Raw genomic sequence first — 26,398 nt, forward strand, 5'->3', positions numbered from 1 at the left:
AGCGAAATGGCCGTCAACCTGGTCAATGTCGAGAACGTCAGCAAGGTGTACGGCACCCGTGCCCTGCTCGACGGCGTTTCCCTCGGCGTCTCCGAAGGGGACCGCATCGGCGTCGTCGGCCGCAACGGCGACGGCAAGACCACGCTGATCCGGATGCTCGCCAGGCTGGAGGAGGCCGACACCGGGCGCGTCACGCACTCCGGCGGCCTGCGCATCGGCGTGCTCACCCAGCACGACTCCCTCGACCCCGCGGCCACCGTCCGCCACGAGGTCATCGGCGACCTGGCCGACCACGAGTGGGCCGGCAACGCCAAGGTCAGGGACGTGCTCACCGGCCTGTTCGGCGGGCTCGACCTGCCCGGCTTCCCCAAGGGCCTGGACACCGTCATCGGCCCGCTCTCCGGCGGTGAGCGCCGCCGCATCGCGCTCGCCAAGCTGCTCATCGAGGAGCAGGACCTGCTCGTCCTGGACGAGCCCACCAACCACCTCGACGTCGAGGGCATCGCCTGGCTCGCCCGGCACCTGCAGAACCGGCGCTCGGCCCTGGTCTGCGTCACCCACGACCGCTGGTTCCTGGACCAGGTCTGCACCCGCATGTGGGACGTCCAGCGCGGCGCGGTCTACGAGTACGAGGGCGGCTACTCCGACTACGTCTTCGCCCGGGCCGAGCGCGAGCGCATCGCCGCCACCGAGGAGGTCAAGCGGCAGAACCTGGTCCGCAAGGAGCTGGCCTGGCTGCGCCGCGGCGCCCCGGCCCGTACGTCCAAGCCGCGTTTCCGGGTGGAGGCCGCCAACGAGCTCATCAAGGACGTGCCCCCGCCCCGGGACAGCAGCGAGCTGATGCGCTTCGCGTCCTCGCGGCTCGGCAAGACGGTGTTCGACCTGGAGGACGTCACCGTCCAGGCCGGCCCCAAGATCCTGCTCAAGCACGTCACCTGGCAGCTCGGGCCCGGCGACCGGATCGGGCTGGTCGGCGTCAACGGCGCGGGCAAGACGTCCCTGCTGCGGGCCATGGCCCAGGCGGCCCGCACCGACGGGGAGGACCAGCCCGCGGGCGGCCGCGTCCGCGTCGGCAAGACGGTCAAGCTCGCCTACCTCTCCCAGGAGGTCGCCGAACTCGACCCGAACACGCGGGTGCTGGAGGCCGTGCAGCAGGTGCGCGAGCGCGTCGACCTCGGCAAGGGCCGGGAGATGACCGCCGGGCAGCTGTGCGAGACGTTCGGCTTCTCCAAGGAGAAGCAGTGGACGCCCGTCGGCGACCTCTCCGGCGGTGAGCGCCGCAGGCTCCAGCTGCTGCGCCTGCTCATGGACGAGCCCAACGTCCTCTTCCTCGACGAGCCCACCAACGACCTCGACATCGAGACGCTGACCCAGCTGGAGGACGTGCTCGACGGCTGGCCCGGCTCGATGATCGTCATCTCCCACGACCGGTTCTTCATCGAGCGCACCACCGACCGGGTGTTCGCGCTGCTCGGCGACGGCGCCCTGCGGATGCTGCCGCGGGGCATCGACGAGTACCTGGAGCGACGGCAGCGCATGGAGGAGGCCGCGGCCGCCCCGGTCCCCGCCGCCGCGCCGCAGCAGTCCGCCGCCCCCGAGAGGAGCGCCGCCGACCAGCGGGCCGCCAAGAAGGAGCTGCAGAAGATCGAGCGCCAGCTCGACAAGGTCTCCGAGCGCGAGAGCAAGCTGCACGCCCAGATCGCCGAGAACGCCACGGACTTCGCGAAAGTGGCCGAACTGGACGCCGAGCTGCGCGAGTTGGCCGGTCAGCGCGAGGAGCTGGAGATGCGCTGGCTGGAACTCGCCGAGGACGCGTGAAGGGTGCGTGAAGGCGCATAACGGCGGCGTCACGGGCCGGTCCTCCCTTGGGAACAGGGAGTGAGACGCCCCGGTCCGCTGTGGGAACGGGGTGATAGAAAGAGCCGTCTTGGAACTTTATGAAGCGACTCTGAGCCCATCGTGTGCCCAGGGCGTGGCTAGAAATGAGTGAAACGGGGGGAGCGACTGATGACTCAGCCGCCCAGTCAGCCACCGCACGGTGGCTTCGGAGCACCGCAGGACCCGCCGCCGGGCGGTGGCTTCGGGGCACCGACCCCGCCACCACCCCAGGGCCCGCCCCAGACCCCGCCGCCCCCGCAGGGCCCGCCGCAGCCCGGCTACGGCTATCCGCAGCAGCCCCCGCAGCAGCCCGGCCCCTACGGTCAGCCCGGACCGTACGCCTCCGGCCCGTACGGCCAGCCCCAGCAGCCCGGCCCGTACGGCCAGCCCCAGCAGCCCGGCCCGTACGGCCAGCCCGGTTACGGCTACCCGCAGCAGCCCCAGTTCCCGGGCGCGCCCGGCACCCCGCCGCCAGGCGGCTCCCGCAACCCCTTCAAGGGCAAGCCGGCCGTGGTCATCGGTGCGGCCGTCGCCGCGCTGCTCGTCGTCGGCGGCACCGTCTGGGCGGTCACCGGCGGCGACAGCGGTGAGGGCCGGAAGAAGCCGGTCGCGCGGCACAGCGACGACCCCAAGGCCGGCTCCTCCGCCCCGGTCAACCCCGGTGACGGCGACGGCGACGGCGGCGAGGACCCGGAGAACCTCAACGAGGGCCGCCAGGCCGGCGAGGCCAAGGTCCTCTGGTACAAGGAGGCGCCCGACGCGCCGGGTTCCGGCGCCGACGCCCCCGGCATGTGGATCACCGACAAGACGGCGGTGAAGGCCGCGTACAAGCAGCTTCTCGCCTTCGACACGGGTGACGGCAAGCCCGCCTGGGACGCCATCACCTTCCCGCAGAAGATCTGCGCGACCACCCCGCAGAAGACGGCCGACGACAAGATCGTCGTCGCCTACATGAGCGGCAGCAGCGACCGCGCCAAGTGCAACCAGCTGCAGGAGATCGACCTCAACACCGGCGAGAAGGGCTGGAAGGAGAAGGTCGCCGACGGCGCCCTGTTCGACTCCACGCTCTCGGTCGAGTTGTCCCTCACCGGCACGACGCTGATGGTGGGCCGCTCCCAGTCCGGCACCGCCTACGACGTCACCAACGGCGACAAGCTCTTCGACAAGAAGCGCTACGGCGACTCCTGCTTCCCGTCCGCGTTCGCCGGCGGCGAGAAGCTGATCGCCGTCTCCTCCTGCGGCGCGGGCACCGACAAGGAACACGACGAGGTGCAGGAGCTCGACCCCAAGACCGGCAAGGCGAAGTGGACCCAGCCGTTCGACAAGGGCTGGCGGGTCGCGCGCACGTACTCGGTCAGCCCGCTGGTCGTCTACAGCACCAACGAGGACAAGAAGGCCTGGAACATCTCCACCTTCACCTCCGGCGGCAAGTTCCGCTCCCAGGTCGGCTTCGACGAGGACTTCGCCCCCGAGTGCGGCTGGGCCATCCTGGAGCGCGACCTCCAGGGCTGCCAGGGCGTCGCCGTCGACGGCGACACGCTCTACCTGCCGACCAAGGCGACCACCGGCGCCAACGAGATCGTCGCGGTCAACCTCGCCAACGGCAAGGAGAAGTGGCGGGTGAAGTCCCCGTCCGACGAGTCGATGCTGCCGATGAAGGTCGAGGGCGGCAAGCTCATCGCCTACGTGCAGCCGTCGTACGACGCGGGCGGCCAGATCGTCGCCATCCCCACGGGCGGCGGCAGCCACAAGCCGGTCAAGCTGCTGCAGAACCCGCAGGGCGCGGCGGACATCGAGGACGGGTTCTTCTCCAAGGACATCGACTGGGTCGACGGGCGCTTCTACATCTCGACGACCCGGCTGAGCGGGAACGACGACACGAAGGAGAAGTTGATGCTCGCCTACGGCAAGTGATCCTTCCTCCCCCTCACCGTCGTTCGCCGTCCGTCCCCTTCCCCGAGGTGCCCACGTCATGACCCAGCCTCCGCCGCCGCCCCAGCAGCCCCCGCAGGGGGGCGGGTTCGGGCCGCCCCAGGACCAGCCCCAGCCGCCGCAGACCCCGCCGCCCGCCGGCGGGCCGAACCTCGGCAAGGCGCCCGAGCCGGGGTACGGCTACCCGCAGGCCCCGCAGACGCCTCCGCCGGCCGCCCCGCCGAACCCGCAGGCGCCGCAGGCCCCGCAGACGCCGCCCCAGCCGCAGCCGGGGTACGGCTACCCGCAGGGCGCCCCCCAGCCGGCCCAGCCTCCGCAGGCCCCGCCCGGCTACGGCTACCCCGGCCAGCAGCCGGGGCCGTACGGGCAGCCGCCGACGGCGCCCTACGGGCAGCCGGGCTACGGGCAGCCGGGTTACGGGCAGCCGGGCTACGGGCAGCAGCCCGGGTACGGCTATCCGCAGGCGACCATGCCGCTGCAGCCGCAGTCCGGACAGCCGGGCGGCGGTGGGAAGTTCAACGCCCAGGTGGCCATCATCGTCGCCGCGGTCGTGGCGATCGCCCTGATCATCGGCGGCGGCGTCTGGTACTCCTCGTCCAAGGACGACGGCAAGAAGGACGACACGGCCAGCTCCGGCGGCGGCACCGGCGGCACCACCGAGGGCAAGGGCGGCACCTCCTCCGGCGGCAAGGAGAAGGCACCCGCCGACCCCGGCGCCAAGGTCCTCTTCCAGGTCCCGGCGCCCGAGGTGAAGAACGACAGCACGGTCGTCGTCTCCGGCTCCTGGCTCACCGACAAGGCGTACGTCAAGAGCGGCATCGCCCAACTCGTCGGCTACGACCGCACCGAGGGCGGCAAGCTCTGGTCGGTCCCGCTGGACGGGCCGGTCTGCCAGGCCAGCCGCCACGTCACCGACGACGGCCTGACGGCGATCCTCCACCAGCCCGCGATGCCGACCAAGGCCGAGCCCTCGCACGGGTGCAGCCAGATCGCCCTGATCGACCTCGACGCGGGCAAGAAGCTGTGGACCAAGACGGTCGAGGCCGGTGGCGATCCGATCAGCTTCGACAACGTCACGATCAGCGGCAAGACCATCGCCGTCGGCAGCACCCGGGGCGGCGCCGCCTACGACGTCTCCGGCAAGCTGCTGTGGAGCCCGAAGCCGAGCGACTCCTGCTACGACGCCGGCTACGGCGGCGGCGAGAAGCTGGTCGCGGTGCGCAAGTGCGGCTCGTACGAGCAGCGGCAGCTGCACATCCAGACCATCGACCCGAAGTCCGGGAAGGTGATCTCCGAGTACAAGATGGCCGAGGGCATCGAGTACGCGAGCGTCGTGTCGACCAACCCGCTCGTGGTGGCCGCCGACGTCGGTGACTCCGCGGGCGACGGCAGCGGCATCTCGGACTTCTTCTCCATCGACAACAAGACCGGCAAGCTGCGCACCCGCATCTCCGCGCCGGGCGAGCAGTTCGCGGCCCGCTGCGAGGGCATCACCCGCATCGAGTACTGCAACCAGCTGGCCGTCGGCAACGACCGGCTCTACCTGCCGACCGAGGAGCACGACGGCACGGGCAAGTACAGCCAGACCAACGAGATCGTCGCCTTCGACCTCGCGACCGGCAAGCAGACCGGGCAGCGGGCCGACGCCGGCGACGGCTACACGATCTCTCCGCTGCGCATGGACGGCGGCAACGTCATCGCCTACAAGCGCCCGCCGTACGACAAGGGCGGGCAGGTCGTGAGCATCGACGGGGGCAGCTTCAAGCAGACGACCCTGCTGGAGAACCCCGCGACGGACCAGGTGCGCGACGTGGAGACCAGCATGTCGCCGGACTACTCCGAGTTCCTCTACGGCGACGGGCAGCTGTACATGTCCAAGGTGTACGCGAGCAAGCGGTCCGTCGGGCGGGACAAGGAGTACCTCGCGGTCGGCTTCGGAACGAGCTGATCGTCTGGTGATCGATCCTTGATCGACTGAGGGCCGGTGCGGTCCCGTCCCTGTTCAGGGGCGGGACCGTTCGCGTTTGGCCCGGTCAACCTCGAATGCGAGGAATTTCGGCGATCCGGGGCGATTCTCGCGGGTAGGGGGAGCGCAACGTCGAACAAGCGTGTAGCTTCCGGGGGCATGAAGGCGGGGGAGCCGGGGGGCTTCCATTGGGGGGACTGGGTGACTGGGGGGTTGCTCGCATGGGAGTGCGGCTCATGGTGGTCGACGACCACCGACTGCTGGCGGAGGCGCTGGCCTCGGCGCTGAAGCTGCGGGGGCACCGGGTGCTGGCCGCGGCGGCGCCGGCCGCGGGGGCGGCGGAGCTGGTGATCACGCGGGCGCCCGAGGTGTGCCTGCTGGGGACGGCCACGCCGGCCGAGCCGGGGATCTTCGATCCCGTGGTGAAGATCAAGCGGGAGCGGCCGCAGGTGGCGGTGCTGGTGCTGGGCCCGGTACCGAGCCCGCGGGGCATCGCGGCGGCGTTCGCGGCGGGGGCCTCCGGCTATGTCCGGCACGACGAGCGCATAGAGGGTGTCGAGCGGGCGATCATGAAGGCGCGGGCGGGGGAGGCGGCGGTGGCGCCGCAGCTGCTGCAGGGGGCGTTCAGCGAGTTGCTCAACCCGGCGGCCCAGCCGGACGACGAGGGGCAGCGGCTGCTGTCGATGCTCACGCCGAGGGAGGTCGAGGTCCTGGTCCGCGTCGCGGACGGGGAGGACACGCGGCTGATCGCCGCGGGCATGGGCATCGCCCCGTCGACGGCCCGCACGCACGTCCAGCGGGTGCTGATGAAGCTCGGCGTCGGCTCCCGCCTGGAGGCGGCGGCCCTGGCGGCCCGGACGGGGTTGCTGGACCGGGCGGGGCCGGTGCGGCGGGAGCCGTGAGCCGTCAGCCGCGTGTCCTCGCCGTCGCCTGACGGTGGGTTGTGGGTCGGGGCCGCGCCGGGGGGTGTCCGTCCTCGGAACGGCGCGATCGACTTGCGTGCCGACTCACTGTTCGTTGACGCGCCAACCGCTGCGGGCGGACACCCCCCGGCACGGCCCCTTCCGTGCGTCGGCGGGTGCGGGCCGTCCCAGCTGCCGTCGTGCCGCTGGGGGGCCCGCACCCACCCGGCCGGGTCAGTCCACCCGCTCGTCCCCCTCCGGCTCAGCCCCCGGCGGCGGCGGAGCCACCGGCCTCAGCTTCAGCCACACGAGGAAGAACAGCCCCAGCGCGAGCATGCCCAGACCGGTCCACAGGTTGATGTTCACCCCCTCGGCCTTGTCGATGTCGGCGTCGGACGCCGTCAGACCCGCGATCGTGACGATCACGCCGTACACCACGAACAGCCCGCCGATGATCCGCCGGATGTCGAACAGCCGCGCGGCGGTCGCCGACTTGCCCTGCAGCTCGGTGACTTCCCGCTGCACGTCCTTCTCGGAGTAGAACTCGGACATGTTCTGTCAGCCTCCCTGGGTCAGAACGAGAACGGGATGTAGCAGGCCGCGGCCAGGACGACCGCGCCCCAGCCCAGCAGCGCCGGCTTGCGGTACCAGGCCTCGTCCCCCGGCGCCGCCGGCTCGGTCATACCGGGCGAGGTCGTGCCGTAGACCAGCCCCTGGAGCTCCTCCGCCGGCTTCGGCGCGGTGAAGAGCGACACCGCCACCATGACGACCGCTCCCGCGACGAAGCCCGCGATCGCCGAGACGAAGTTCGCCCCCTGGTCGGAGGGGATGTCGATGATGTCCTGCTTGTAGAGGACGAAGTAGTTGACCATCGCGGCGGTGGTGCCCGCCAGCAGCCCCCAGAAGCCGGACTTCATGGACGCCCGCTTCCAGAACATGCCGATGATGAAGACGACGAACATCGGCACGTTGAAGAAGGAGAACAGCGTCTGCAGGTAGCTCATGATGTTCGAGAAGGACGACGCCAGGAACGCGGTGCCGATGGAGGCCAGGACGCCGATGGCGGTGATGAGCCGGCCGAAGCGCACGTAGTACTCGTCCTCGCGGCCCCGGACGACGTACTTGGCCCAGATGTCCGACGTGAACACGGTGTTGAACGACGACACGTTGGCCGCCATGCCCGCCATGAACGCCGCGAGCAGACCGGTGACGGCGATGCCGAGCACGCCGTTGGGCAGCAGCTGTTCCATCAGGTAGGGGATCGCGTCGTTGTACTGGAGGTCCGAACCGGCGGTGCCGATCTTGGGGACCAGGACGGCGGCGACCAGGCCCGGGATCATCACGAGGAACACGATGAAGATCTTCGGGAAGGCGGCGATCAGCGGCGTGCGCTGGGCCGCGGAGAGGTTCTTCGCGGACAGGGCGCGCTGCACCTCGGCGAAGTTCGTCGTCCAGTAGCCGAAGGAGAGCACGAAGCCGAGGCCGAGGACGATCGTGAGCCAGTTGGCGCCCAGCGGGTTGTCGCTGCCGATGCCCGTGCCGCCCCAGGCGGTCATGAAGTCACCGCCGCGGGACTCGGTGAGGTTGTCCGACAGGCCGTCCCAGCCGCCGACGCTCTTCAGGCCGAGCACGGTGATGGGGATGAGCGCGGCGAGGATCACGAAGAACTGGAGGACCTCGTTGTAGATAGCCGAGGAGAGGCCGCCGAGGGTGATGTAGGCGAGGACGAAGAAGCCGGCCACCACGATCGCCACCCACTCCGGCCAGCCCAGCAGCGCCTCGACGACGATGGCCAGGGCGTAGAGGTTGACGCCGGCGATGAGGATGGCGGCGAAGGCGAAGAGGACCGAGCTGAGCAGGTGCGCCGCCTTGTCGAAGCGCAGCAGCAGGAACTCGGGGACCGAGCGGACCTTAGACCCGTAGTAGAAGGGCATCATCACCAGGCCCAGGAAGACCATGGCCGGGATGGCGCCGATCCAGTACCAGTGGGTCGTGTAGACGCCGTACTGGGCGCTGTTGGCGGCCATGCCCAGGATCTCGGTCGCGCCCAGGTTGGCGGCGATGAACGCCAGACCGGTGACCCAGGCGGGCAGGGAGCGGCCGGAGAGGAAGAAGTCGAGGCTCGTCTTCACCGAGCGTCTCGCGGCGAAACCGATGCCGAGGACGACGACGAAGTAGATCCCGAGGATGGTGTAGTCGAGCCAGTTGGTGGGGAGCCGTAGCTCGGCTGCCAGAGATGTGGGGGTTTGCATGAGCCCTCGCTTTGTCGCGCGAACCGATACCTCGCGGAATCTACGTGTCCGCGTTCAGCAATTGAACACTCCCGGTGATGCTCTTTGTTGGATTGTGATGTTGACGATTGAGGGGAGTGGTGTTTTGATATGTTCGGTTATGTTTGAAGGATGAGGAGTGCGGCGTGAAGAAGACCTCGACCCGGCTGGCCGACGGTCGCGAGCTCATCTACTACGACCTGCGGGACGACAGCGTCCGCGGTGCGGCCGACCGCCGCCCGCTGGACCGCACCGTCACCACGTCCGAGATCCGCCGCGACCCCCTGCTCGGCGACCGTGTCGCCATCGCCTCCCACCGCCAGGGGCGCACCTACCACCCCCCGGCCGACGAGTGCCCCCTGTGCCCCTCCGAGGGCGACCGGCTGAGCGAGATCCCGGACTCCTCGTACGACGTCGTGGTCTTCGAGAACCGCTTCCCCTCGCTCGCCGGCGACTCGGGCCGCTGCGAGGTCGTCTGCTTCACCTCCGACCACAACGCCTCCTTCGCCGACCTCTCCGAGGAGCAGGCGCGCCTGGTGCTGGAGGCGTGGACGGACCGTACGTCGGAGCTGTCCCATCTCTCCTCCGTCGAGCAGGTGTTCTGCTTCGAGAACCGGGGTGCCGAGATCGGGGTGACGCTCCAGCATCCGCACGGGCAGATCTACGCCTACCCCTTCACCACCCCGCGCACCGCCCTGATGCTCCGCTCGGTCGCCGCCCACAAGGAGATGACGGGCGGGGAGAACCTCTTCGACGCCGTCCTGGAGCGGGAACTCGCCGACGAGCGGGTCGTCCTGGAGGGTGACCACTGGGTGGCGTTCGTGCCCTACGCGGCACACTGGCCCTACGAGGTGCACCTGTACCCCAAGCGCCGCGTGCCCGACCTGCTCGGCCTGGACGAGGCCGCCCGCACAGAGTTCCCCAAGGTCTATCTGGAACTCTTGGGGCGCTTCGACCGGATCTTCGGTGAGAACGAGCCGCCGACGCCCTACATCGCGGCCTGGCACCAGGCACCGTTCGGCGCGCTGGAGGAGTTCGACGGGGTCGTGCGCGAGGACTTCGCGCTCCACCTCGAGCTTTTCACCATCCGCCGCACTTCCGGCAAGCTGAAGTTCCTCGCGGGTTCCGAGTCCGGCATGAACGTGTTCATCAACGACGTGCCGCCGGAGCGCGCGGCCGAGCGACTGCGAGAGGTAGCGAGTTCATGAGCGGGAAGTACCTGGTGACGGGCGGCGCGGGATACGTCGGCAGCGTGGTCGCGCAGCACCTGCTGGAGGCCGGTCACGAGGTCGTCGTCCTCGACAACCTCTCCACGGGCTTTCGCGAGGGCGTCCCCGCCGGCGCCTCCTTCGTCGAGGGCGACATCCGCGACGCGGCCAAGTGGCTGGACTCCTCCTTCGACGGCGTCCTGCACTTCGCGGCGTCCTCGCAGGTCGGCGAGTCGGTCGTGAAGCCGGAGAAGTACTGGGACAACAACGTCGGCGGCACCATGGCCCTGCTGGCCGCGATGCGCGAGACGGGCGTGCGCAAGCTGGTCTTCTCCTCCACGGCCGCCACGTACGGCGAACCGGAGCAGGTCCCGATCGTCGAGACGGCCCCGACGAAGCCCACCAACCCCTACGGCGCCACGAAGCTCGCCGTCGACCACATGATCACCGGCGAGGCGGCGGCGCACGGCCTGGGTGCGGTCTCCCTGCGCTACTTCAACGTGGCCGGGGCCTACGGCCAGTACGGCGAGCGCCACGACCCCGAGTCCCACCTGATCCCGCTGGTCCTCCAGGTCGCGCAGGGCCGGCGCGACGCGATCTCCGTCTACGGCGACGACTACCCGACGCCGGACGGCACCTGCGTGCGCGACTACATCCACGTCGCGGACCTGGCCGAGGCCCACCTGCTGGCCCTGAAGGCCGCCGCCCCCGGCGAGCACCTCATCTGCAACCTCGGCAACGGCAACGGCTTCTCCGTCCGCGAGGTCATCGAGACGGTCCGCCGCGTGACCGGCCACCCGGTCCCCGAGGTCGTGGCCCCCCGCCGGGGCGGCGACCCGGCGGTCCTGGTGGCGTCGGCCGCCACGGCCCGCGAGAAGCTGGGCTGGAACCCGTCCCGCGCGGATCTCGCGGGAATCGTCGCGGACGCGTGGGACTTCGCGCAGCGGCGCGGCAACTAGTACATACGGAAGGGTCAGGGGTCAGGGCATGAGCGAGGCTGTTGCCGAGACGGTCGCCGAGCGGTTCGCGGAGCTGTACGGATCCGCGCCGGACGGGGTGTGGGCGGCGCCGGGCCGCGTCAACCTCATCGGCGAGCACACCGACTACAACGACGGCTTCGTCATGCCGTTCGCCCTGCCGCACCAGGCGGTGGCCGCGGTGTCCCGCCGCGAGGACGGCGTGGTGCGCCTGCACTCGGCGGACGTCGAGGGAGGGGTGAGCGAACTCCGCCTGGACGACCTCGCCCCCGAGTCGGACAAGAACTGGACGGCGTACCCGGCGGGCGTGGTCTGGGCGCTGCGCGAGGCGGGCCACGCGGTGACCGGCGCGGACGTCCACCTCGCCTCCACCGTCCCCTCGGGCGCGGGCCTGTCGTCGTCGGCGGCCCTGGAGGTCGTGGTCGCCCTGGCCCTGAACGACCTGTTCTCCCTCGGGCTGCGCGGCTGGCAGCTGGCCCGCCTGTGCCAGCGCGCCGAGAACGTCTACGTCGGCGCCCCGGTCGGCATCATGGACCAGACGGCGTCCGCGTGCTGCGAGGCCGGGCACGCGCTGTTCCTCGACACCCGCGACCTCTCCCAGAGGCAGATCCCCTTCGACCTGGCGGCCGAGGGCATGCGCCTGCTGGTCGTCGACACGCAGGTCAAGCACTCCCACAGCGAGGGCGAGTACGGCAAGCGCCGCGCGGGCTGCGAGAAGGGCGCGGCCCTGCTCGGGGTGGACGCGCTGCGCGACATCCCCCACGACGGGCTGGAGGAGGCCCTGGCCCGCCTCGGCGACGAGGAGGAGGTGCGCCGCCTGGTCCGCCACGTCGTCACGGAGGACGAACGCGTCGAACGGGTCGTCTCCCTCCTCGAATCCGGCGAGACCCGCGCGATCGGCCCGGTCCTGGTCGAGGGCCACGCCTCCCTGCGCGACGACTTCCGCATCTCCTGCCCGGAGCTGGACCTGGTCGTCGACACCGCCCTGTCGGCTGGCGCCCTGGGCGCCCGCATGACCGGCGGCGGCTTCGGCGGCTCGGCGATCGTCCTGGCGGAGGAGGCGGACGTCGACGCGATCACCAAGGCGGTGACGGAGGCCTTCGCCGCGGCGGACTTCACGACCCCCCGCGTCTTCGAGGCGGTCCCCTCCCCGGGGGCCCGCCGCCTGGTCTGACCCCCGACCGGGACCGGCGCCCTCACACCGAGGGCGCCGGTTCCCGTCCGGCTCAGCGGTTGACGGACTGGATCTCCTGGACCGGCACCTCGGTGGTCGTGGCGAACGTCCCGTCGGGCAGCTCACCGCCCGTGCCGCCCGCGCCCTCCCAGGTGATCTCCCAGGTGAGCGTCGCTTCGAGGGCGTAGGTGCCGTCCCCCGACGACCGCAGATACCGCACCCCGCACGGAGGCGTCAGCTCCGCCTTGCCCTTGGCGTACGGCTCTCCGATCGAGCCGTCGTCGTCGATCAGACACTCCCCGGACGCCGGAAGGACCTCCGCGTCCCTGGTCCCCGCGTCGATGTGCAGGCTCACCGGCCTGGCGGTCGTGGTCGCCCACAGGCCGGTGCCGGGCAGACTCGCCGTGACGGAGACGGGCTCGAAGGCCTTCTTGTCGAGCCAGATCCAGGTGGGCGCGTTCACCGTGGACCTGCCGTCCGGCGCCATGGAGACCCTGGTCGGCGGCACGACGGTCCGCTGATGCGCGAGCCCGGCGAGGGTTTCGGTGTCGATGGCCTGGGGGACGTCGGGGATGTCGCCGTTGTCGACCCAGAACGGGTCCCGGGTGCAGGCTTGCGCCGCCGGGTCGTCCTTCATCTCCGGGTTCTTGACGGCCACCCACCACATGCCCTGGTCGTTCTTGTCGACGTTGAAGTCGGTGTAGGGATGGCCTTTCTTGTAGCGCGCCTGAGCGTCTGCGATGCCCTCGGGCGCGCCACCGGCCGACTCGTACATCGACCACTTCGCCTCCGTGAAGGTTTTGAAGTCCTCGGCCTTCCAGTACGGCTCGTACCAGCAGGCCGGGGGCTCCCAGTCCACGGCAGCGGAGGAGATCGGCCCTTCGCCCTCGGCCTTGGTGCCCTCGACCTTGATGCTGACGCGGGACTCCAGCGCGGGGCCGGATGAACCACCGGACGTCTTGCGCTGCTGTGAGCCGATGGTGTCGAAGCCCCCAGCGACAGCCGGAAAGGCGCCGCTGCAGGTCAACGCCATGGTCAGCGCCGCCGACCCCAGGCACCGCCTCATGGCTGGCACTTCTGTGCCCCCCGGTCCTCCGTGAGGTCCCACGTCTGCCAGACGCCGTCCGCGTTCTTCTTCAGACCCAGGTTGTAGAAGACGTAGCTGTCCGGCGTGGTCTTGGTGCCCTGCAGCCTGTCCGTCTCGCGGTTCTTCAGGTCGGCCTTGCTCTCGTCGACGCAGTACGTCAAAGCCGCCGACTTGTTGTCGAACACCTTCACCTGACGGTCGTAGTAGCGCAGGGTGCCGGCCCAACTGGTCTTCTTGGTGATGGCGCCCTTCGCGTACTGGTACACGCCCACCAGTGCGTCGTCCGTGTAGTAGAACGCCATGCCCGACTTCTTCACGTCGCCGTACGCCATGGCCTGCCACACCGTGCTGACAGCCCGTTCGTTGTCCGCCAGGATCGCGTCCTTCGTGGCGTCCCCGGTCCGCCGGTCCTCGAAGACCAGCTTCATGTCACTCGGCAGCTTGATCCCCGGCCGGTCGATCCCGTGCGCCGAGGCGGACGGCGACGGCGAGGCCGACGGCGTCCCGGCCGTGTCCGCGCCGGCGATCTCGTCGGATGACGCCCCGTCACCTCCTTCCGAGCCGCAGGCGGTCAGCAGCAGGGCCGCGGATGCGGTGAGCGCGGCTGTCACGAGCCGAGCGGGGCGGTTCACTGTGTGCTCCCGTTGATGTGGGGGTTACTCAAGCGAACCCACGCTATCGGGACGCCCGATCACGCCCGGCACGAGGTGCGTTCAGCCCAGCCGCTTCACCAGCGTGTACTCCGTGATCCCCGGCGGATAGTCCGGCACCACGCACACCACCTCGTACCCCTGCTTCCGATAGAAGCTAGGGGCCTGGAAGTCCCAGGTCTCCAGGCGGGAGGAGCGGCAGGCGCGCCGGGTGGCGGCGATGTGTTCCGCTCGGGCCAGCAGCCGGGAGCCCAGGCCCCGGCCCCGGTGGCGTTCGTCGACCCACAGGTACGTGACGTGCAGCCAGGTCGCCCACGTGTGGCCGACCAGGCCGCCGGCCAGGTCGCCGTCGGTGTCGTTCACAGCCCACACGTGCAACGGGACGTCCCGTTCGTCCGGAGTTCCGCGCAGGGCGCGCAGGACCGGAGAGGCGGCCGTGTTGGCCTCCCGCAGACGCGTGCGGAGCAGATCACGTCGGGCCTTGTCGACTTCTGTCTCAAGACGGAACATGCGGCACACCATAAACGTGTCGGACGGTCAGTTCTGCAAATAACCTTCCGCTCCGAGCCCCCGCCCGTACCCTGATGAACAGCACCGGTGGGGGCCGGTGCCGCTCAGGGGGCGAGACAGCCGGGTACGACACCCGGAGTGGGGGTAGCGGTTTCCTGCACGGCGGCGGCCGTGCGGCTGCGGCGACCCGGTCGGCTGCGGCGAGGACGGACGGACAGGCGCAGCGGACGCACACTCCGGGGTCGTACCCGCGCGGTGTCGTCTCCCGACGATGGGGTATCCCCTGCTCTCCAAGAGCTCGGGTGAGGGGGTTTCGTGGTTCGTATCCGAGTCCTGGTCGTCGACGACCATCGCATCTTCGCCGAGTCGCTCGCCGCGGCCCTGGCCGCCGAGCCCGACGTCGACGTCTCCGCCGCCGGCAGCGGTCCCGCCGCGCTGCGCAGCCTGGAGCGCGCGGTCGCCGAGGGGCGCCGGTTCGACGTGCTGCTCGTCGACGCCGACCTGGGCGGCAAGGTGCCGGGCGCGCGCCCGGCCGTCCCCGTGCAGGAGGGCAACGAGGACGGGCTCGTGGACGGGATCTCCCTCGTCACGGGCGTGCGTTCCGCGCAGCCGAACGTACGGACCGTCGTGCTCGCCGAGAAGGACGACCCGCGCCGGGCCGCGCTCGCCCTGCAGGCCGGTGCCTCCGGGTGGGTCGCCAAGGACTGCTCGCTGTCCCGGCTGCTCACGGTCATCCGGGGCGTGCTGCGGGACGAGACGCACCTGCCGCCCGCCCTGCTCACCGGCGTGCTGCGCGAGCTGACCGCCGCCCGCAAGCACCGCACCGAGAGCGAGCGGCTGGTGGAGTCCCTCACTCCGCGTGAGCGGGAAGTGCTGCGGTGCATGGTGGCGGGGCTGGGGCGCAAGGCCGTCGCCGAGCGCCTGTACCTGTCGCCGCACACCGTGCGGACCCACATGCAGAACGTGCTGGGCAAGCTGGGGGTGCACTCCACGCTCGCCGCCGTGGCCCTGGCCCGGCGGGCCGGAGTGGGGCCCGTCGACCTAGCCGGGGATGTTGTCGAACGGGGCGGTCAGCTGGCGTAGCAGGCCCGCCAGTTCGCCGCGCTGGGCCCGGGTCAGCTCCGCGAGAATCGCGCGCTCCTGGTCCAGCAGACCCGCCAGGGCCTGGTCGGCGCGGTCCCGGCCCTCGTCCGTGAGCCGGACCAGGACGCCGCGGCGGTCGCTGGGGTCGGGCAGGCGTTCCACCAGGCCCTTCTTGGCCAGGCGGTCGATGCGGTTCGTCATCGTGCCGGAGGTGACCAGCGTCTGGGTGAGGAGCTGTCCGGGCGAGAGCTGGTAGGGCGTGCCCGCGCGGCGCAGCGCCGTCAGGACGTCGAACTCCCACGGTTCCAGACCGTGCTCCGAGAAGGCCAGGCGCCGGGCCCGGTCCAGGTGCCGGGCCAGTCTGCTCACACGGCTGAGCACCTCGAGCGGTTCCACGTCGAGGTCCGGGCGCTCCCGGCGCCATGCTGCGACCAGCCGGTCGACCTCGTCCTCCATGACGATCAGTGTAGTGGTTGTGTCGACGTAGAGTCTCTTGATGTCCATTATCTTGACATCGAGATAGTCGCGCCGTCACGCTGGGTGTGCGTCGCGTGTGCCGCCGTACGGCCGGCCCGAAGGACACCCGGAGGATCCATGCCCGACCCCGCCCCCACCTGGGACCCCGCCCAGTACCTGCGCCACGCGGGCCACCGCGCCCGGCCCTTCGCCGACCTCCTGGCCCGCGTCCCCGACCTGCCCGACGAGCCGCCCCGCGTCGCCGACCTCGGCTGCGGCCCCGGCAACGTCACCGCGCTGCTCGCCGACCGCTGGCCCACCGCCCGGATCACCGGCTACGACAACGCGCCCGAGATGCTCGACCGGGCCCACGTCGACCACGAGGGCCCGACCGCCGGCGGCGGGCGCCTCGACTTCGCCCCCGCCGACGCCCGCACCTGGTCTCCCGGTGAGCCGTACGACCTGATCGTCAGCAACGCCGCACTGCAGTGGGTGCCGGGGCACGCGGACCGGTTCCCCGACTGGGTCGCCGGGCTGAAACCCGGCGGGATCCTCGCCTTCCAGGTGCCCGGCAACTTCGACGCCCCCAGCCACCGGATCCTGCGCGCCCTGGCCGATTCACCGCGCTGGCGCGACCGGCTCGCCGGCACCCTGCGCCACGCCGACGCCGTGCTCGCCCCCGAGGCCTACCACGAGCGGCTGACGGCCCTCGGCTGCGCGGCCGACGTGTGGGAGACGACGTACCTCCACCTGCTGGAGGGCGAGGACCCGGTGCTGGACTGGGTGAAGGGGACCGGCCTGCGGCCGGTGCTGAGCGCGCTCGCCGACGAGCCCGGGGCCCGGGAGGGCTTGGTCGCCGAGTACCGGCAGGCCCTGCGCGAGGCCTATCCGGCCGGCCCGCACGGCACCCTGTTCCCGTTCCGGCGGATCTTCGCCGTGGCGCGGCGGGCCTGACCGCTGATCAGCCTGTGCGGCCCAGGTGGGTGACGAGGACGCGCACGACGTCGTCGTCGATGAGGTAGAGCACCCGGTAAGCGCCGGCCCGCAGTCGCCGGAAGCCCGGACCATAGGGCGCCGAAGAGGCGGGGCGCGGATTCCCGGCAAGCCCGTCGACGGCCTCGTACACGGCGGCGAGCCCGGTCGGGTCGTCCTTGAGGAAGCGGACGGCCGCGTTCGTGGCGCCGGGCTCCCAGATGATGCGGTAGGTCACGGACGCAGCCCCAGCATGCGTCCGACCTCTTCGTGGGGAATGCCCTCGTCGAGGGTGCCCTCCGCCTTGCGCCGCTGGTAGTCGGCGACCGCCACGGCGTCCTCGAGATCCTCTATCACCTGGGGCGACACGAGCAGCGCCGCGACGTGACCGTGGTCGGTGAGGGCGATGGTCTCCCGGCTGTGGGCCGCGCGGCGGACCAGGTCTCCGAGCTGGGCACGGGCTGCGCTGATCGCGATCTCAGTCATGGACGAATCATTGCACAAGGTTAATCTTGTGCACAGGTCGGCTCGAGCAGTGCGGCGCCCTGCCGACTCAGGCCTTGCGGCGCCCTATCAGGTGCGGCTTGGCCTCCAGGCCGTCCAGGCCGTGCCAGGCCAGGTTCACCAGGTGCGCGGCCACCTCGGCCTTCCTCGGCTTGCGCACGTCCAGCCACCACTGACCGGTCAGGGCGACCATCCCGACCAGGGCCTGGGCGTACAGCGGCGCCAGCTTGGGGTCGAAGCCGCGGCTCTTGAACTCGCGGCCCAGGATGTCCTCCACCTGGGTGGCGATGTCCGAGATCAGCGAGGCGAACGACCCGGTGGACTGGGGGATGGGCGAGTCACGGACCAGGATGCGGAAGCCGTCCGTGTACTCCTCGATGTAGTCCAGCAGCGCGAACGCCGCCTGCTCGCACAGTTCGCGCGGGTGGCCGGCCGTCAGGGAGCCGGTCACCATGTCCAGCAGGCGGCGCATCTCGCGGTCCACCACGACCGCGTAGAGCCCTTCCTTGCCGCCGAAGTGCTCGTAGACCACCGGCTTGGAGACCCCGGCCTTGGCCGCGATCTCCTCCACCGACGTGCCCTCGAACCCCTTGGCCGCGAAGAGCGTGCGACCGATCTCCAGCAGCTGCTGGCGGCGCTCGGCACCGGTCATCCGGGTGCGACGCACTCGCCGCGGCTTGTCATTGCTGGGGGTGCTGCTCGAGTCGGTCGCCACAGCGACCATCATGCCGCCTCGACGGGCTCCTTCCCCCGCCGGGAGCCGCCTTCCCCGGTCGTACGCCGCGAATCGATACGCGAGCGTGACGGCCAGCGCACGTCGTACGCCCACCCGGCCATCTCGAACCAGCGGATCAGCCGGGCCGAGGAGTCCAGCTGGCCGCGCATCACACCGTGCCGTGCCGAGGTCGGGTCGGCGTGGTGCAGGTTGTGCCAGGACTCGCCGCAGGACAGGACCGCCAGCCACCACACGTTGCCCGAGCGGTCACGCGACTTGAAGGGGCGCTTGCCCACCGCGTGGCAGATCGAGTTGATCGACCAGGTCACGTGGTGCAGCAGGGCCACCCGGACGAGCGAACCCCAGAAGAAGCCCGTGAACGCGCCCCACCACGACATCGTGACCAGACCGCCGATCAGCGGCGGCAGCGCCAGCGACACCACGGTCCACAGCACGAACTGGCGGGAGATCGCGCGCAGCGTCTTGTCCTTGATCAGGTCCGGGGCGTACTTCTCCTGCGGCGTCTGCTCCTCGTCGAACATCCAGCCGATGTGCGCCCACCACAGGCCCTTCATCAGGGCCGGCAGGGTCTCGCCGAACCGCCACGGCGAGTGCGGGTCGCCCTCCGCGTCGGAGAACTTGTGGTGCTTGCGGTGATCGGCGACCCAGCGCACCAGCGGCCCCTCGACCGCCATCGACCCGGCGATCGCCAGCGCGATCTTCAGGGGCCGCTTCGCCTTGAAGGAGCCGTGCGTGAAGTGACGGTGGAAACCGATCGTGATGCCGTGGCACCCCAGGTAGTAGAAGAAGACCAGCAGACCGAGGTCCAGCCAGCTCACCCCCCATCCCCACGCCAGCGGCACGGCCGCCAGCAGCGCGAGGAACGGAACGGTGATGAAGAGGAGGAGGGCGATCTGCTCGATGGACCGCTTCTTCTCGCCGCCCAGCGTGGCGGAGGCCGCTGTGGCGTCGATGGGCTGACCGGGCGCCTGCGCGGCGTCCGCGATCACGTCGGAACTACTGGTCATACGCGTCCCCTGGGGGGTATGTGGATGGAGAAGGAGTCGCCGGGCCACGGGAATCCGTGCAGTGCTTCCTACGGTTCCGTAACCTACGGCATCGTAAGTATGGCAGTGCGTCGCTCCGCGGCAAGAGCCCGACAGCCTGCGCGTCCCGGCCGACACCTATCCTTGAGTCGGTCGGACAGCGCGGTCCGCTCTGATTTCTTCCCGGACGTCCGGCCCCGTAAGCGGCGCCCGCCGCGCGAGACGCCGTCCGGGTTCCCTCCCAGACGAGCTTCAACACTGCAAGGAGCCGCACCTGTGAGCAGTGCCGACGACCAGACCACGACGACGAGCAGCGAGCTGCGTGCCGACATCCGCCGCCTGGGCGACCTCCTCGGAGAGACCCTCGTCCGGCAGGAGGGCCCCGAGCTGCTGGACCTCGTCGAGAAGGTCCGCCGCCTCACCCGAGAGGACGGCGAGGCCGCCGCCGAGCTGCTGCGCGGCACCGAACTCGACACCGCGGCCAAGCTGGTCCGCGCCTTCTCCACCTACTTCCACCTGGCCAACGTCACCGAGCAGGTCCACCGCGGCCGCGAGCTGCGCGCCCGCCGCGCCGCCGAGGGCGGACTCCTCGCCCGCACCGCCGACCGGCTCAAGGACGCCGACCCCGAGCACCTGCGCGAGACGGTCCGCAACCTCAACGTCCGGCCCGTCTTCACCGCCCACCCCACCGAGGCCGCACGCCGGTCGGTCCTCAACAAGCTCCGGCGCATCGCCGCGCTCCTGGAGACCCCGGTCATCGAGTCCGACCGCCGCCGCCTCGACATCCGGCTGGCCGAGAACATCGACCTGGTCTGGCAGACCGACGAACTGCGCGTGGTGCGCCCCGAGCCCGCCGACGAGGCCCGCAACGCCATCTACTACCTCGACGAGCTCCACGCCGGCGCCGTCGGCGACGTGCTGGAGGACCTCACCGCCGAGCTGGAGCGCGCGGGCGTCAAGCTCCCCGACGACACCCGCCCCCTCACCTTCGGCACCTGGATCGGCGGCGACCGCGACGGCAACCCCAACGTCACCCCCCAGGTGACCTGGGACGTCCTGATCCTCCAGCACGAGCACGGCATCAACGACGCCCTGGAGACCATCGACGAGCTCCGCGGCTTCCTGTCCAACTCCATCCGCTACGCCGGAGCCACCGAGGAACTGCTGACCTCCCTCCAGACCGACCTGGAGAACCTCCCCGAGATCAGCCCCCGCTACAAGCGCCTCAACGCCGAGGAGCCCTACCGGCTCAAGGCCACCTGCATCCGGCAGAAGCTGGAGAACACCAAGAAGCGCCTCGCCGAGGGCACCCCCCACGTCGAGGGCCGCGACTACCTCGGCACCGGCGAACTCCTCGCCGACCTGCGGATCATCCAGGACTCGCTGCGCGCACACCGCGGCGGCCTCTTCGCCGACGGCCGCCTCGCCCGCACCATCCGCACCCTCGCCGCCTTCGGCCTCCAGCTCGCCACCATGGACGTCCGCGAACACGCCGACGCCCACCACCACGCCCTCGGTCAGCTGTTCGACCGCCTCGGTGAGGAATCCTGGCGCTACGCCGACATGCCCCGCGAGTACCGCACCAAGCTCCTCGCCAAGGAGCTCAGGTCCCGCCGGCCCCTCGCCCCCTCGCCCGCGCCCGTCGACGCGCCCGGCGAGAAGACCCTCGGCGTCTTCCAGACCGTGAAGAAGGCCCTGGAGGTCTTCGGGCCCGAGGTCATCGAGTCCTACATCATCTCCATGTGCCAGGGCGCCGACGACGTCTTCGCCGCCGCCGTCCTCGCCCGCGAAGCAGGCCTCATCGACCTGCACGCCGGCTGGGCCAAGATCGGCATCGTGCCGCTGCTGGAGACCACCGACGAGCTCAAGGCCGCCGACACCATCCTGGAGGACATGCTCTCCGACCCGTCCTACCGGCGCCTGGTCGCGCTCAGGGGCGACGTCCAGGAGGTCATGCTCGGCTACTCCGACTCCTCCAAGTTCGGCGGCATCACCACCAGCCAGTGGGAGATCCACCGCGCCCAGCGCCGCCTGCGCGACGTCGCCCACCGCTACGGCGTCCGCCTGCGCCTCTTCCACGGCCGCGGCGGCACCGTCGGCCGCGGCGGCGGCCCCACCCACGACGCCATCCTCGCCCAGCCCTGGGGCACCCTCGAAGGCGAGATCAAGGTCACCGAACAGGGCGAGGTCATCTCCGACAAGTACCTCATCCCCTCCCTGGCCCGGGAGAACCTGGAACTCACGGTGGCCGCCACCCTCCAGGCCTCCGCCCTGCACACCGCGCCCCGCCAGTCCACCGAGGCCCTCGCCCGCTGGGACGCCGCGATGGACGTCGTCTCCGACGCCGCCCACGCCGCCTACCGCCGCCTCGTCGAGGACCCCGACCTGCCGACGTACTTCCTCGCCTCCACGCCGGTGGACCAGCTCGCCGACCTGCACCTGGGCTCCCGGCCCTCGCGCCGCCCCGGCTCCGGCGTCTCGCTCGACGGCCTGCGCGCCATCCCCTGGGTCTTCGGCTGGACCCAGTCCCGGCAGATCGTCCCCGGCTGGTTCGGCGTCGGCTCCGGCCTCAAGGCCCTGCGCGAGGCCGGCCTCGACACCGTCCTGGACGAGATGCACCAGCAGTGGCACTTCTTCCGCAACTTCATCTCCAACGTGGAGATGACCCTGGCCAAGACCGACCTGCGCATCGCCCAGCACTACGTCGACACCCTCGTCCCCGACGAGCTCAAGCACGTCTTCGACACCATCAAGGCCGAACACGAACTGACCGTCACCGAGGTCCTCCGCGTCACCGGCGAGAACGAACTGCTCGACGCCCAACCCGTCCTCAAGCAGACCTTCGCCATCCGCGACGCCTACCTCGACCCCATCTCCTACCTCCAGGTCGCCCTGCTCAAGCGGCAGCGCGACGCCGCCGCCGCAGGCGAGACCCCCGACCCGCTCCTCGCCCGCGCCCTGCTCCTCACCGTCAACGGCGTGGCAGCAGGCCTGCGCAACACCGGCTGAACCCCGGCACGACCGTGCCCCCGAACCCGTACGGGCTCGGGGGCACGGTCCGTTCACACGTCAGCCGCGCCGCGCGCTCCGGCGCCGGAACACCAGGAAGGCACCGGCGGCCAGCAGCACCGCCGCCCCGCCCGACAGCAGACCCACCGGCGCCCCGCTGCCCGTCTCCGCGAGGTCACCGCCCCCGACGCCCTGCGGGGACGGCGACGAGGACACCGGCGCGCCCCCGCCCGCCGACGAACCCGGGGACGCCGACGCGCCCGGCCCACCCGGCTCACCCGACGGCCCCTCGGACGCCCCGGACGACGGCGACGCGGACACCGACCCGGACGGCGACCCGGACGGCGACCCGGACGGCGAGCCGGAGGGCACCGAACCGCCCGGCTCCTCCCCGTCCTCGCACTCCGTCCAGAACACCTTGTGCTTCGCCGCGCCCTTCTCGCCCTCGAAGTTCCAGAACAGCTTGTAGTGCCCGTCGGGCAGCGACAGATCCTCGCTGCGGCCGTGACCCGCACCGTCCAGCGTCAGCGCGCCCGACTTCACCGTCTCCCCCTTGTTCTCACTCGGGGGGATCGCGGCGATGTGCCAGTCGACCCGCTGACCGCCGTCGAAACCGAAGGCGTCCAGGTAGAACGTGCACACGTGCGGCTCGTTGCGCCGCAGCTCCTCGCCCGTCGCGGCGTCATGGATCTTGACCGTGCCGTTGTCACCGGGCGGGGTGGCGTGCGCGGCGGGAGCGAGCAGGAGGGCCGCGGAGGCGGCGGCGCAGACAGCGCCGAGGCGGGGGAGGCTTCGCATGGGGAAGTGGTCCATCTTCGAGAAGGGACGGGAAGATGTGGAGGGGGCGGCTCAGCTTCCAGCCCAGCCCGACAGCACGTCAATCACGAACACGCAACACTCGGGCCCCTCCACAGACTTGGAGAACGCCCAACCCCTCAGACAGTCACGAAAGCCGCCGTCAGCAACGCCACACCCGACAACCCGAGCACCCACGCCGCCCGCGTCCGCAGCAACCCGCCGGCCACCACGACCGACGCCAGCAACAACGCACCACCCAGCGGAACCCACGCGTACAGCACACCCGCCGGCCCCGACCGCACCGCCTCGTCACCGCCCGGCTTCAGCACCACCGCGTACGTCCGGCCCCGCTCCACCGCGACCGACCGCTCCAGCACCACCCTCGGACGCGGCTGCGCCCCCGCCGACAGCGGCGCGAACCGCCCCCAGCACGTCTGCGCCCCGCACCGCGCCACGTCGACCGTGCCCCGCTCCCGGCCCTTCGTCAGCATCACGTGCTGCGCCGTACCCCACGACGCCCACACACCCGCGATCAGGATCAGCGCCGCGACCGCGCCCATCACCGCGAACCGCCCGAACCGCAGCAGGACGGCCCAGACCGGACGAGAGGCAACGGCATGGGCAGGCATGGCCGGGATCATTGGCCATGCCTCAACGGCCCGTCAACCTCGCCGGGCGACAAGTCAGGAGTTGTACGTGCTTTGCGCCCGCTCCAGCCCCTCGACCACCAGACACTCCACCGCGTCCGCCGCCCGGTCCACGAAGTAGTCCAGCTCCTTGCGCTCCGCCGACGAGAAATCCCGCAGCACGAAATCCGCCACCGGCATCCGCCCCGGCGGCCGCCCGATCCCGAACCGCACCCGGTGGTAGTCCGCCCCGAACGCCTTCGTCATCGACTTCAGACCGTTGTGCCCGTTGTCCCCGCCCCCCAGCTTCAGCCGCAGCGTCCCGTAGTCGATGTCCAACTCGTCGTGCACCGCCACCACATGCGCCACCGGCACCTTGTAGAAGTCCCGCAGCGCGTTCACCGGACCACCCGACAGGTTCATGTACGACATCGGCTTCGCCAGGATCACCCGCCGGTTCAACGGCCCCGGCGGCCCGATCCGCCCCTCGACCACCTGCGCCTGCGCCCGCCCGGCCCGCTTGAACCTCCCCCCGACCCGCCCGGCCAGCAGATCGGCCACCATGAAACCCACGTTGTGCCGGTTCCCCGCGTACTCCGGCCCCGGATTGCCCAGCCCCACGATCAGCCAGGGAGCGGCGGCATCGGTCGTCACGTCCATGTCTCCTTCATACGCGTCGGCCGCTGCCCCGCACGGGAACAGCGGCCGACGAAACGACGACGCGGAGGATCAGGCCTCGGCGGCCTCTTCCCCAGCGGCCTCCTCGCCCTCCGGGGCCTCCTCGGCCTGCGCGGCCAGGACCTGCAGGACGACGGCGTCCTCCTCGACGGCCAGCGTCGTGCCCTTCGGCAGCGTGATGTCCTTGGCCAGGATCGAGGCACCGGCCTCCAGGCCCTCCACCGACACCGTCACCGACTCGGGGATGTGCGTCGCCTCGGCCTCGACCGGCAGCGCGTTCAGCACGTGCTCCAGCAGGTTGCCACCCGGGGCCAGCTCACCCTCGGTGTGCACCGGCACCTCGACCGTGACCGTCTCGCCACGCTGGACCAGCTGCAGGTCCACGTGCTCCAGGAAGCCCTTCAGCGGGTCACGCTGCACGGACTTCGGAATCGCCAGCTCGTTGGTCTTGCCGTCGATGTCCAGCGCGATCAGCACGTTCGGCGTACGCAGCGCCAGCAGCAGGTCGTGACCCGGCAGCGTCAGGTGGATCGGGTCCGAACCGTGCCCGTACAGGACACCCGGAACCTTGTCCTCACGACGGATACGGCGCGCCGCACCCTTGCCGAACTCGGTACGCGTGGTGGCGGAGATCTTCACCTCGGACATGACACTCACTCCTCGAAGTCAGAAACGGACGTGGTCACCCGGCCACGAACGGCCTGCTACGAAGAGCGCGTCGATAACGGACCGCCGCATCCCGCGAAACAACGGGAACGGCCTCCCTCGCCGAGCAACTGCAGCAGTCTACTCGGACCGGGAGGCCGCACCCAAAACGATCTACGAAGCCCCACCGGGGGACTGCGCCGACGACTCCTACTGCTCGTCGAACAGGCTCGTCACCGAACCGTCCTCGAACACCTCACGCACCGCACTCGCGATCGTCGGCGCGATCGACAGCACCGAGATCTTGTCCAGGTCCCGGCTCAGCTCCGCCGGCGTCGGCAGCGTGTTCGTGAACACGAACTCGCTCACCCGCGAGTTCTTCAGCCGGTCCGCCGCCGGACCCGACAGCACACCGTGCGTCGCCGTCACGATCACGTCCTCCGCACCGTGCGCGAACAGCGCGTCCGCCGCGGCACAGATCGTCCCACCCGTGTCGATCATGTCGTCCACCAGGACACACACGCGACCCTTCACCTCACCCACGACCTCGTGGACGGTGACCTGGTTCGCGACGTCCTTGTCCCGGCGCTTGTGCACGATCGCCAGCGGCGCGCCCAGCCGGTCGCACCAGCGGTCCGCGACCCGCACCCGGCCCGCGTCCGGCGACACCACCGTCAGCTTCTCCCGGTCCACCTTCCGGCCCACGTAGTCCGCCAGCAGCGGCAGCGCGAACAGGTGGTCCACCGGACCGTCGAAGAAGCCCTGGATCTGGTCCGTGTGCAGATCCACGGTCAGGATCCGGTCCGCACCCGCGGTCTTCATCATGTCCGCGATCAGACGCGCCGAAATCGGTTCACGCCCGCGGTGCTTCTTGTCCTGCCGCGCGTAACCGTAGAACGGCACGATGACCGTGATGGAGCGGGCCGACGCACGCTTCAGCGCGTCGATCATGATCAGCTGCTCCATGATCCACTTGTTGATCGGAGCCGTGTGGCTCTGGATCAGGAAGCAGTCGGCACCACGAGCCGACTCCTGGTAACGCACATAGATCTCACCGTTGGCGAAGTCGAAGGCCTTCGTCGGGACAACCCCGACACCCAGCTGTTGGGCGACCTCCTCCGCAAGCTCGGGGTGGGCGCGGCCGGAGAAGAACATCAACTTCTTCTCGCCGGTCGTCTTGATCCCGGTCACAGCACTGTCTCCTCAGAGGTGTCGCAGCTGGGTGTCGAGAGACCTCGCAGCCGGCTTGCCGGAGGCCGTCTCAGCTGGTGGGGGTGCGGGTGTGCACTTATCACCGTACGCCGTGTTTGAG

At 70.7% G+C, this 26,398-nt stretch carries 25 protein-coding genes; 10 read left to right on the top strand and 15 right to left on the bottom strand.

The genetic code is table 11. The features are described from left to right. Positions 1-6: 6 nt before the first annotated feature. The 4 genes from AC07DA_RS01960 (at position 7) to AC07DA_RS01975 (ending at position 6,678) form a co-directional block, all read left to right on the top strand. Entirely contained in the window at positions 7-1,818 is a 1,812-nt protein-coding gene (locus AC07DA_RS01960) for an ABC-F family ATP-binding cassette domain-containing protein (protein WP_479123615.1), read from the top strand. A 189-nt stretch (positions 1,819-2,007) separates the two neighbouring features. Continuing rightward, positions 2,008-3,792 carry an outer membrane protein assembly factor BamB family protein gene (locus AC07DA_RS01965; protein ID WP_479123617.1) on the top strand — a complete coding sequence of 595 codons (1,785 nt, stop codon included), beginning with the start codon at positions 2,008-2,010 and terminating at the stop codon, positions 3,790-3,792. Between the two features lie 58 nt (positions 3,793-3,850). Continuing rightward, positions 3,851-5,758 carry an outer membrane protein assembly factor BamB family protein gene (locus AC07DA_RS01970; protein ID WP_479123619.1) on the top strand — a complete coding sequence of 636 codons (1,908 nt, stop codon included), beginning with the start codon at positions 3,851-3,853 and terminating at the stop codon, positions 5,756-5,758. A gap of 239 nt (positions 5,759-5,997) precedes the next feature. Further along, positions 5,998-6,678: a helix-turn-helix transcriptional regulator gene (locus tag AC07DA_RS01975; protein ID WP_383329930.1), complete on the top strand. Its 681-nt coding sequence runs from the start codon at positions 5,998-6,000 to the stop codon at positions 6,676-6,678. Between the two features lie 234 nt (positions 6,679-6,912). Here AC07DA_RS01975 and AC07DA_RS01980 read toward each other — a convergent pair whose 3' ends face one another. Continuing rightward, positions 6,913-7,230, bottom strand: coding sequence for a hypothetical protein (locus AC07DA_RS01980; RefSeq protein ID WP_479123621.1), 318 nt, complete (start codon positions 7,228-7,230; stop codon positions 6,913-6,915). 20 nt (positions 7,231-7,250) lie between these two features. Beyond that, on the bottom strand, positions 7,251-8,930 hold the full coding sequence (locus tag AC07DA_RS01985) for a sodium:solute symporter family protein (RefSeq protein ID WP_479123623.1): 1,680 nt from the start codon (positions 8,928-8,930) through the stop codon (positions 7,251-7,253). A 164-nt stretch (positions 8,931-9,094) separates the two neighbouring features. Between AC07DA_RS01985 and galT the strand changes: the two genes are divergently transcribed. Genes galT through galK form a run of 3 tightly spaced genes read left to right on the top strand, consistent with a single transcriptional unit; the run spans position 9,095 to position 12,307 of the window. Continuing rightward, the gene (gene galT, locus AC07DA_RS01990; RefSeq protein ID WP_479123625.1) at positions 9,095-10,156 is read left to right on the top strand and encodes a galactose-1-phosphate uridylyltransferase; all 1,062 of its coding nucleotides are present in this window, start codon (positions 9,095-9,097) and stop codon (positions 10,154-10,156) included. Continuing rightward, positions 10,153-11,115 carry a UDP-glucose 4-epimerase GalE gene (galE, locus tag AC07DA_RS01995; RefSeq protein ID WP_479123627.1) on the top strand — a complete coding sequence of 321 codons (963 nt, stop codon included), beginning with the start codon at positions 10,153-10,155 and terminating at the stop codon, positions 11,113-11,115. Before galT ends, galE begins: the two co-directional genes overlap by 4 nt. A gap of 28 nt (positions 11,116-11,143) precedes the next feature. Continuing rightward, a complete protein-coding gene (galK, locus tag AC07DA_RS02000; protein WP_479123629.1) occupies positions 11,144-12,307 on the top strand; it encodes a galactokinase in 1,164 nt (387 codons plus the stop codon). Between the two features lie 52 nt (positions 12,308-12,359). Here galK and AC07DA_RS02005 read toward each other — a convergent pair whose 3' ends face one another. From AC07DA_RS02005 to AC07DA_RS02015, 3 genes are all read right to left on the bottom strand, one after another. After that, a complete protein-coding gene (locus AC07DA_RS02005; RefSeq protein ID WP_479123630.1) occupies positions 12,360-13,373 on the bottom strand; it encodes a hypothetical protein in 1,014 nt (337 codons plus the stop codon). Continuing rightward, positions 13,370-14,026 carry a hypothetical protein gene (locus AC07DA_RS02010; RefSeq protein ID WP_479123632.1) on the bottom strand — a complete coding sequence of 219 codons (657 nt, stop codon included), beginning with the start codon at positions 14,024-14,026 and terminating at the stop codon, positions 13,370-13,372. Before AC07DA_RS02010 ends, AC07DA_RS02005 begins: the two co-directional genes overlap by 4 nt. An 81-nt stretch (positions 14,027-14,107) precedes the next feature. Further along, positions 14,108-14,566, bottom strand: coding sequence for a GNAT family N-acetyltransferase (locus AC07DA_RS02015; RefSeq protein ID WP_479123634.1), 459 nt, complete (start codon positions 14,564-14,566; stop codon positions 14,108-14,110). Positions 14,567-14,869: 303 nt separating this feature from the next. Here AC07DA_RS02015 and AC07DA_RS02020 point away from each other — a divergent pair, with 303 nt between their 5' ends. Continuing rightward, positions 14,870-15,637 carry a LuxR C-terminal-related transcriptional regulator gene (locus AC07DA_RS02020; RefSeq protein ID WP_479123636.1) on the top strand — a complete coding sequence of 256 codons (768 nt, stop codon included), beginning with the start codon at positions 14,870-14,872 and terminating at the stop codon, positions 15,635-15,637. Here the strand turns inward: AC07DA_RS02020 and tamR are convergent. Then, positions 15,596-16,093: a MarR family transcriptional regulator TamR gene (gene tamR / locus AC07DA_RS02025; protein WP_059416014.1), complete on the bottom strand. Its 498-nt coding sequence runs from the start codon at positions 16,091-16,093 to the stop codon at positions 15,596-15,598. The two genes, AC07DA_RS02020 and tamR, sit on opposite strands and share 42 nt — an antisense overlap. Before the next feature lie 138 nt (positions 16,094-16,231). Between tamR and AC07DA_RS02030 the strand changes: the two genes are divergently transcribed. After that, positions 16,232-17,047, top strand: a complete 816-nt coding sequence (locus AC07DA_RS02030; RefSeq protein WP_479123639.1) for a trans-aconitate 2-methyltransferase — start codon at positions 16,232-16,234, stop codon at positions 17,045-17,047. 7 nt (positions 17,048-17,054) lie between these two features. Here the strand turns inward: AC07DA_RS02030 and AC07DA_RS02035 are convergent, their stop codons facing one another. From AC07DA_RS02035 to AC07DA_RS02050, 4 genes are all read right to left on the bottom strand, one after another. After that, positions 17,055-17,303 (bottom strand): type II toxin-antitoxin system RelE family toxin, encoded by a 249-nt coding sequence (locus tag AC07DA_RS02035; protein WP_479123641.1) that lies wholly within the window; start codon positions 17,301-17,303, stop codon positions 17,055-17,057. After that, positions 17,300-17,551, bottom strand: coding sequence for a type II toxin-antitoxin system Phd/YefM family antitoxin (locus AC07DA_RS02040; RefSeq protein WP_479123643.1), 252 nt, complete (start codon positions 17,549-17,551; stop codon positions 17,300-17,302). Before AC07DA_RS02040 ends, AC07DA_RS02035 begins: the two co-directional genes overlap by 4 nt. Positions 17,552-17,618: 67 nt before the next feature. Then, complete coding sequence (locus AC07DA_RS02045; protein ID WP_479123645.1) at positions 17,619-18,296, bottom strand: TetR family transcriptional regulator; 678 nt, start codon at positions 18,294-18,296, stop codon at positions 17,619-17,621. Continuing rightward, on the bottom strand, positions 18,293-19,312 hold the full coding sequence (locus AC07DA_RS02050; RefSeq protein ID WP_479123647.1) for an acyl-CoA desaturase: 1,020 nt from the start codon (positions 19,310-19,312) through the stop codon (positions 18,293-18,295). Before AC07DA_RS02050 ends, AC07DA_RS02045 begins: the two co-directional genes overlap by 4 nt. Positions 19,313-19,606: 294 nt before the next feature. On the opposite strand from AC07DA_RS02050, the gene ppc reads away from it, so the two are divergent. Then, on the top strand, positions 19,607-22,339 hold the full coding sequence (gene ppc / locus AC07DA_RS02055) for a phosphoenolpyruvate carboxylase (RefSeq protein WP_479123649.1): 2,733 nt from the start codon (positions 19,607-19,609) through the stop codon (positions 22,337-22,339). A 60-nt stretch (positions 22,340-22,399) separates the two neighbouring features. On the opposite strand, the gene AC07DA_RS02060 is transcribed toward ppc, so the two are convergent. The 5 genes from AC07DA_RS02060 to AC07DA_RS02080 form a co-directional block, all read right to left on the bottom strand. Next, positions 22,400-23,137, bottom strand: a complete 738-nt coding sequence (locus AC07DA_RS02060; RefSeq protein WP_479123651.1) for an LPXTG cell wall anchor domain-containing protein — start codon at positions 23,135-23,137, stop codon at positions 22,400-22,402. A 137-nt stretch (positions 23,138-23,274) separates the two neighbouring features. Next, on the bottom strand, positions 23,275-23,766 hold the full coding sequence (locus AC07DA_RS02065) for a hypothetical protein (RefSeq protein ID WP_479123653.1): 492 nt from the start codon (positions 23,764-23,766) through the stop codon (positions 23,275-23,277). Positions 23,767-23,820: 54 nt separating this feature from the next. Continuing rightward, the gene (gene pth / locus AC07DA_RS02070; RefSeq protein ID WP_479123655.1) at positions 23,821-24,423 is read right to left on the bottom strand and encodes an aminoacyl-tRNA hydrolase; all 603 of its coding nucleotides are present in this window, start codon (positions 24,421-24,423) and stop codon (positions 23,821-23,823) included. Between the two features lie 69 nt (positions 24,424-24,492). Further along, complete coding sequence (locus AC07DA_RS02075) at positions 24,493-25,089, bottom strand: 50S ribosomal protein L25/general stress protein Ctc (RefSeq protein ID WP_479123657.1); 597 nt, start codon at positions 25,087-25,089, stop codon at positions 24,493-24,495. A gap of 207 nt (positions 25,090-25,296) precedes the next feature. Then, positions 25,297-26,277, bottom strand: coding sequence for a ribose-phosphate diphosphokinase (locus AC07DA_RS02080; RefSeq protein ID WP_031117924.1), 981 nt, complete (start codon positions 26,275-26,277; stop codon positions 25,297-25,299). Positions 26,278-26,398 lie beyond the last annotated feature (121 nt).

Source organism: Streptomyces sp. NPDC044921, from assembly GCF_056432865.1.

Bases quoted from the DNA above. Each gene is read 5' to 3' on its own strand.
- AC07DA_RS02075 (WP_479123657.1), bottom strand. From the start codon at position 25,089: ATGTCCGAGGTGAAGATCTCCGCCACCACGCGTACCGAGTTCGGCAAG.
- tamR (WP_059416014.1), bottom strand. From the start codon at position 16,093: ATGGAGGACGAGGTCGACCGGCTGGTCGCAGCATGGCGCCGGGAGCGC.
- AC07DA_RS01970 (WP_479123619.1), top strand. From the start codon at position 3,851: ATGACCCAGCCTCCGCCGCCGCCCCAGCAGCCCCCGCAGGGGGGCGGG.
- AC07DA_RS01980 (WP_479123621.1), bottom strand. From the start codon at position 7,230: ATGTCCGAGTTCTACTCCGAGAAGGACGTGCAGCGGGAAGTCACCGAG.
- galK (WP_479123629.1), top strand. From the start codon at position 11,144: ATGAGCGAGGCTGTTGCCGAGACGGTCGCCGAGCGGTTCGCGGAGCTG.
- AC07DA_RS02040 (WP_479123643.1), bottom strand. From the start codon at position 17,551: ATGACTGAGATCGCGATCAGCGCAGCCCGTGCCCAGCTCGGAGACCTG.
- AC07DA_RS02060 (WP_479123651.1), bottom strand. From the start codon at position 23,137: ATGCGAAGCCTCCCCCGCCTCGGCGCTGTCTGCGCCGCCGCCTCCGCG.
- AC07DA_RS02030 (WP_479123639.1), top strand. From the start codon at position 16,232: ATGCCCGACCCCGCCCCCACCTGGGACCCCGCCCAGTACCTGCGCCAC.
- AC07DA_RS01975 (WP_383329930.1), top strand. From the start codon at position 5,998: ATGGGAGTGCGGCTCATGGTGGTCGACGACCACCGACTGCTGGCGGAG.
- AC07DA_RS02050 (WP_479123647.1), bottom strand. From the start codon at position 19,312: ATGACCAGTAGTTCCGACGTGATCGCGGACGCCGCGCAGGCGCCCGGT.
- AC07DA_RS01960 (WP_479123615.1), top strand. From the start codon at position 7: ATGGCCGTCAACCTGGTCAATGTCGAGAACGTCAGCAAGGTGTACGGC.
- AC07DA_RS02065 (WP_479123653.1), bottom strand. From the start codon at position 23,766: ATGCCTGCCCATGCCGTTGCCTCTCGTCCGGTCTGGGCCGTCCTGCTG.
- pth (WP_479123655.1), bottom strand. From the start codon at position 24,423: ATGGACGTGACGACCGATGCCGCCGCTCCCTGGCTGATCGTGGGGCTG.
- AC07DA_RS02015 (WP_479123634.1), bottom strand. From the start codon at position 14,566: ATGGTGTGCCGCATGTTCCGTCTTGAGACAGAAGTCGACAAGGCCCGA.
- AC07DA_RS02005 (WP_479123630.1), bottom strand. From the start codon at position 13,373: ATGAGGCGGTGCCTGGGGTCGGCGGCGCTGACCATGGCGTTGACCTGC.
- galE (WP_479123627.1), top strand. From the start codon at position 10,153: ATGAGCGGGAAGTACCTGGTGACGGGCGGCGCGGGATACGTCGGCAGC.
- AC07DA_RS01965 (WP_479123617.1), top strand. From the start codon at position 2,008: ATGACTCAGCCGCCCAGTCAGCCACCGCACGGTGGCTTCGGAGCACCG.
- AC07DA_RS01985 (WP_479123623.1), bottom strand. From the start codon at position 8,930: ATGCAAACCCCCACATCTCTGGCAGCCGAGCTACGGCTCCCCACCAAC.
- AC07DA_RS02045 (WP_479123645.1), bottom strand. From the start codon at position 18,296: ATGATGGTCGCTGTGGCGACCGACTCGAGCAGCACCCCCAGCAATGAC.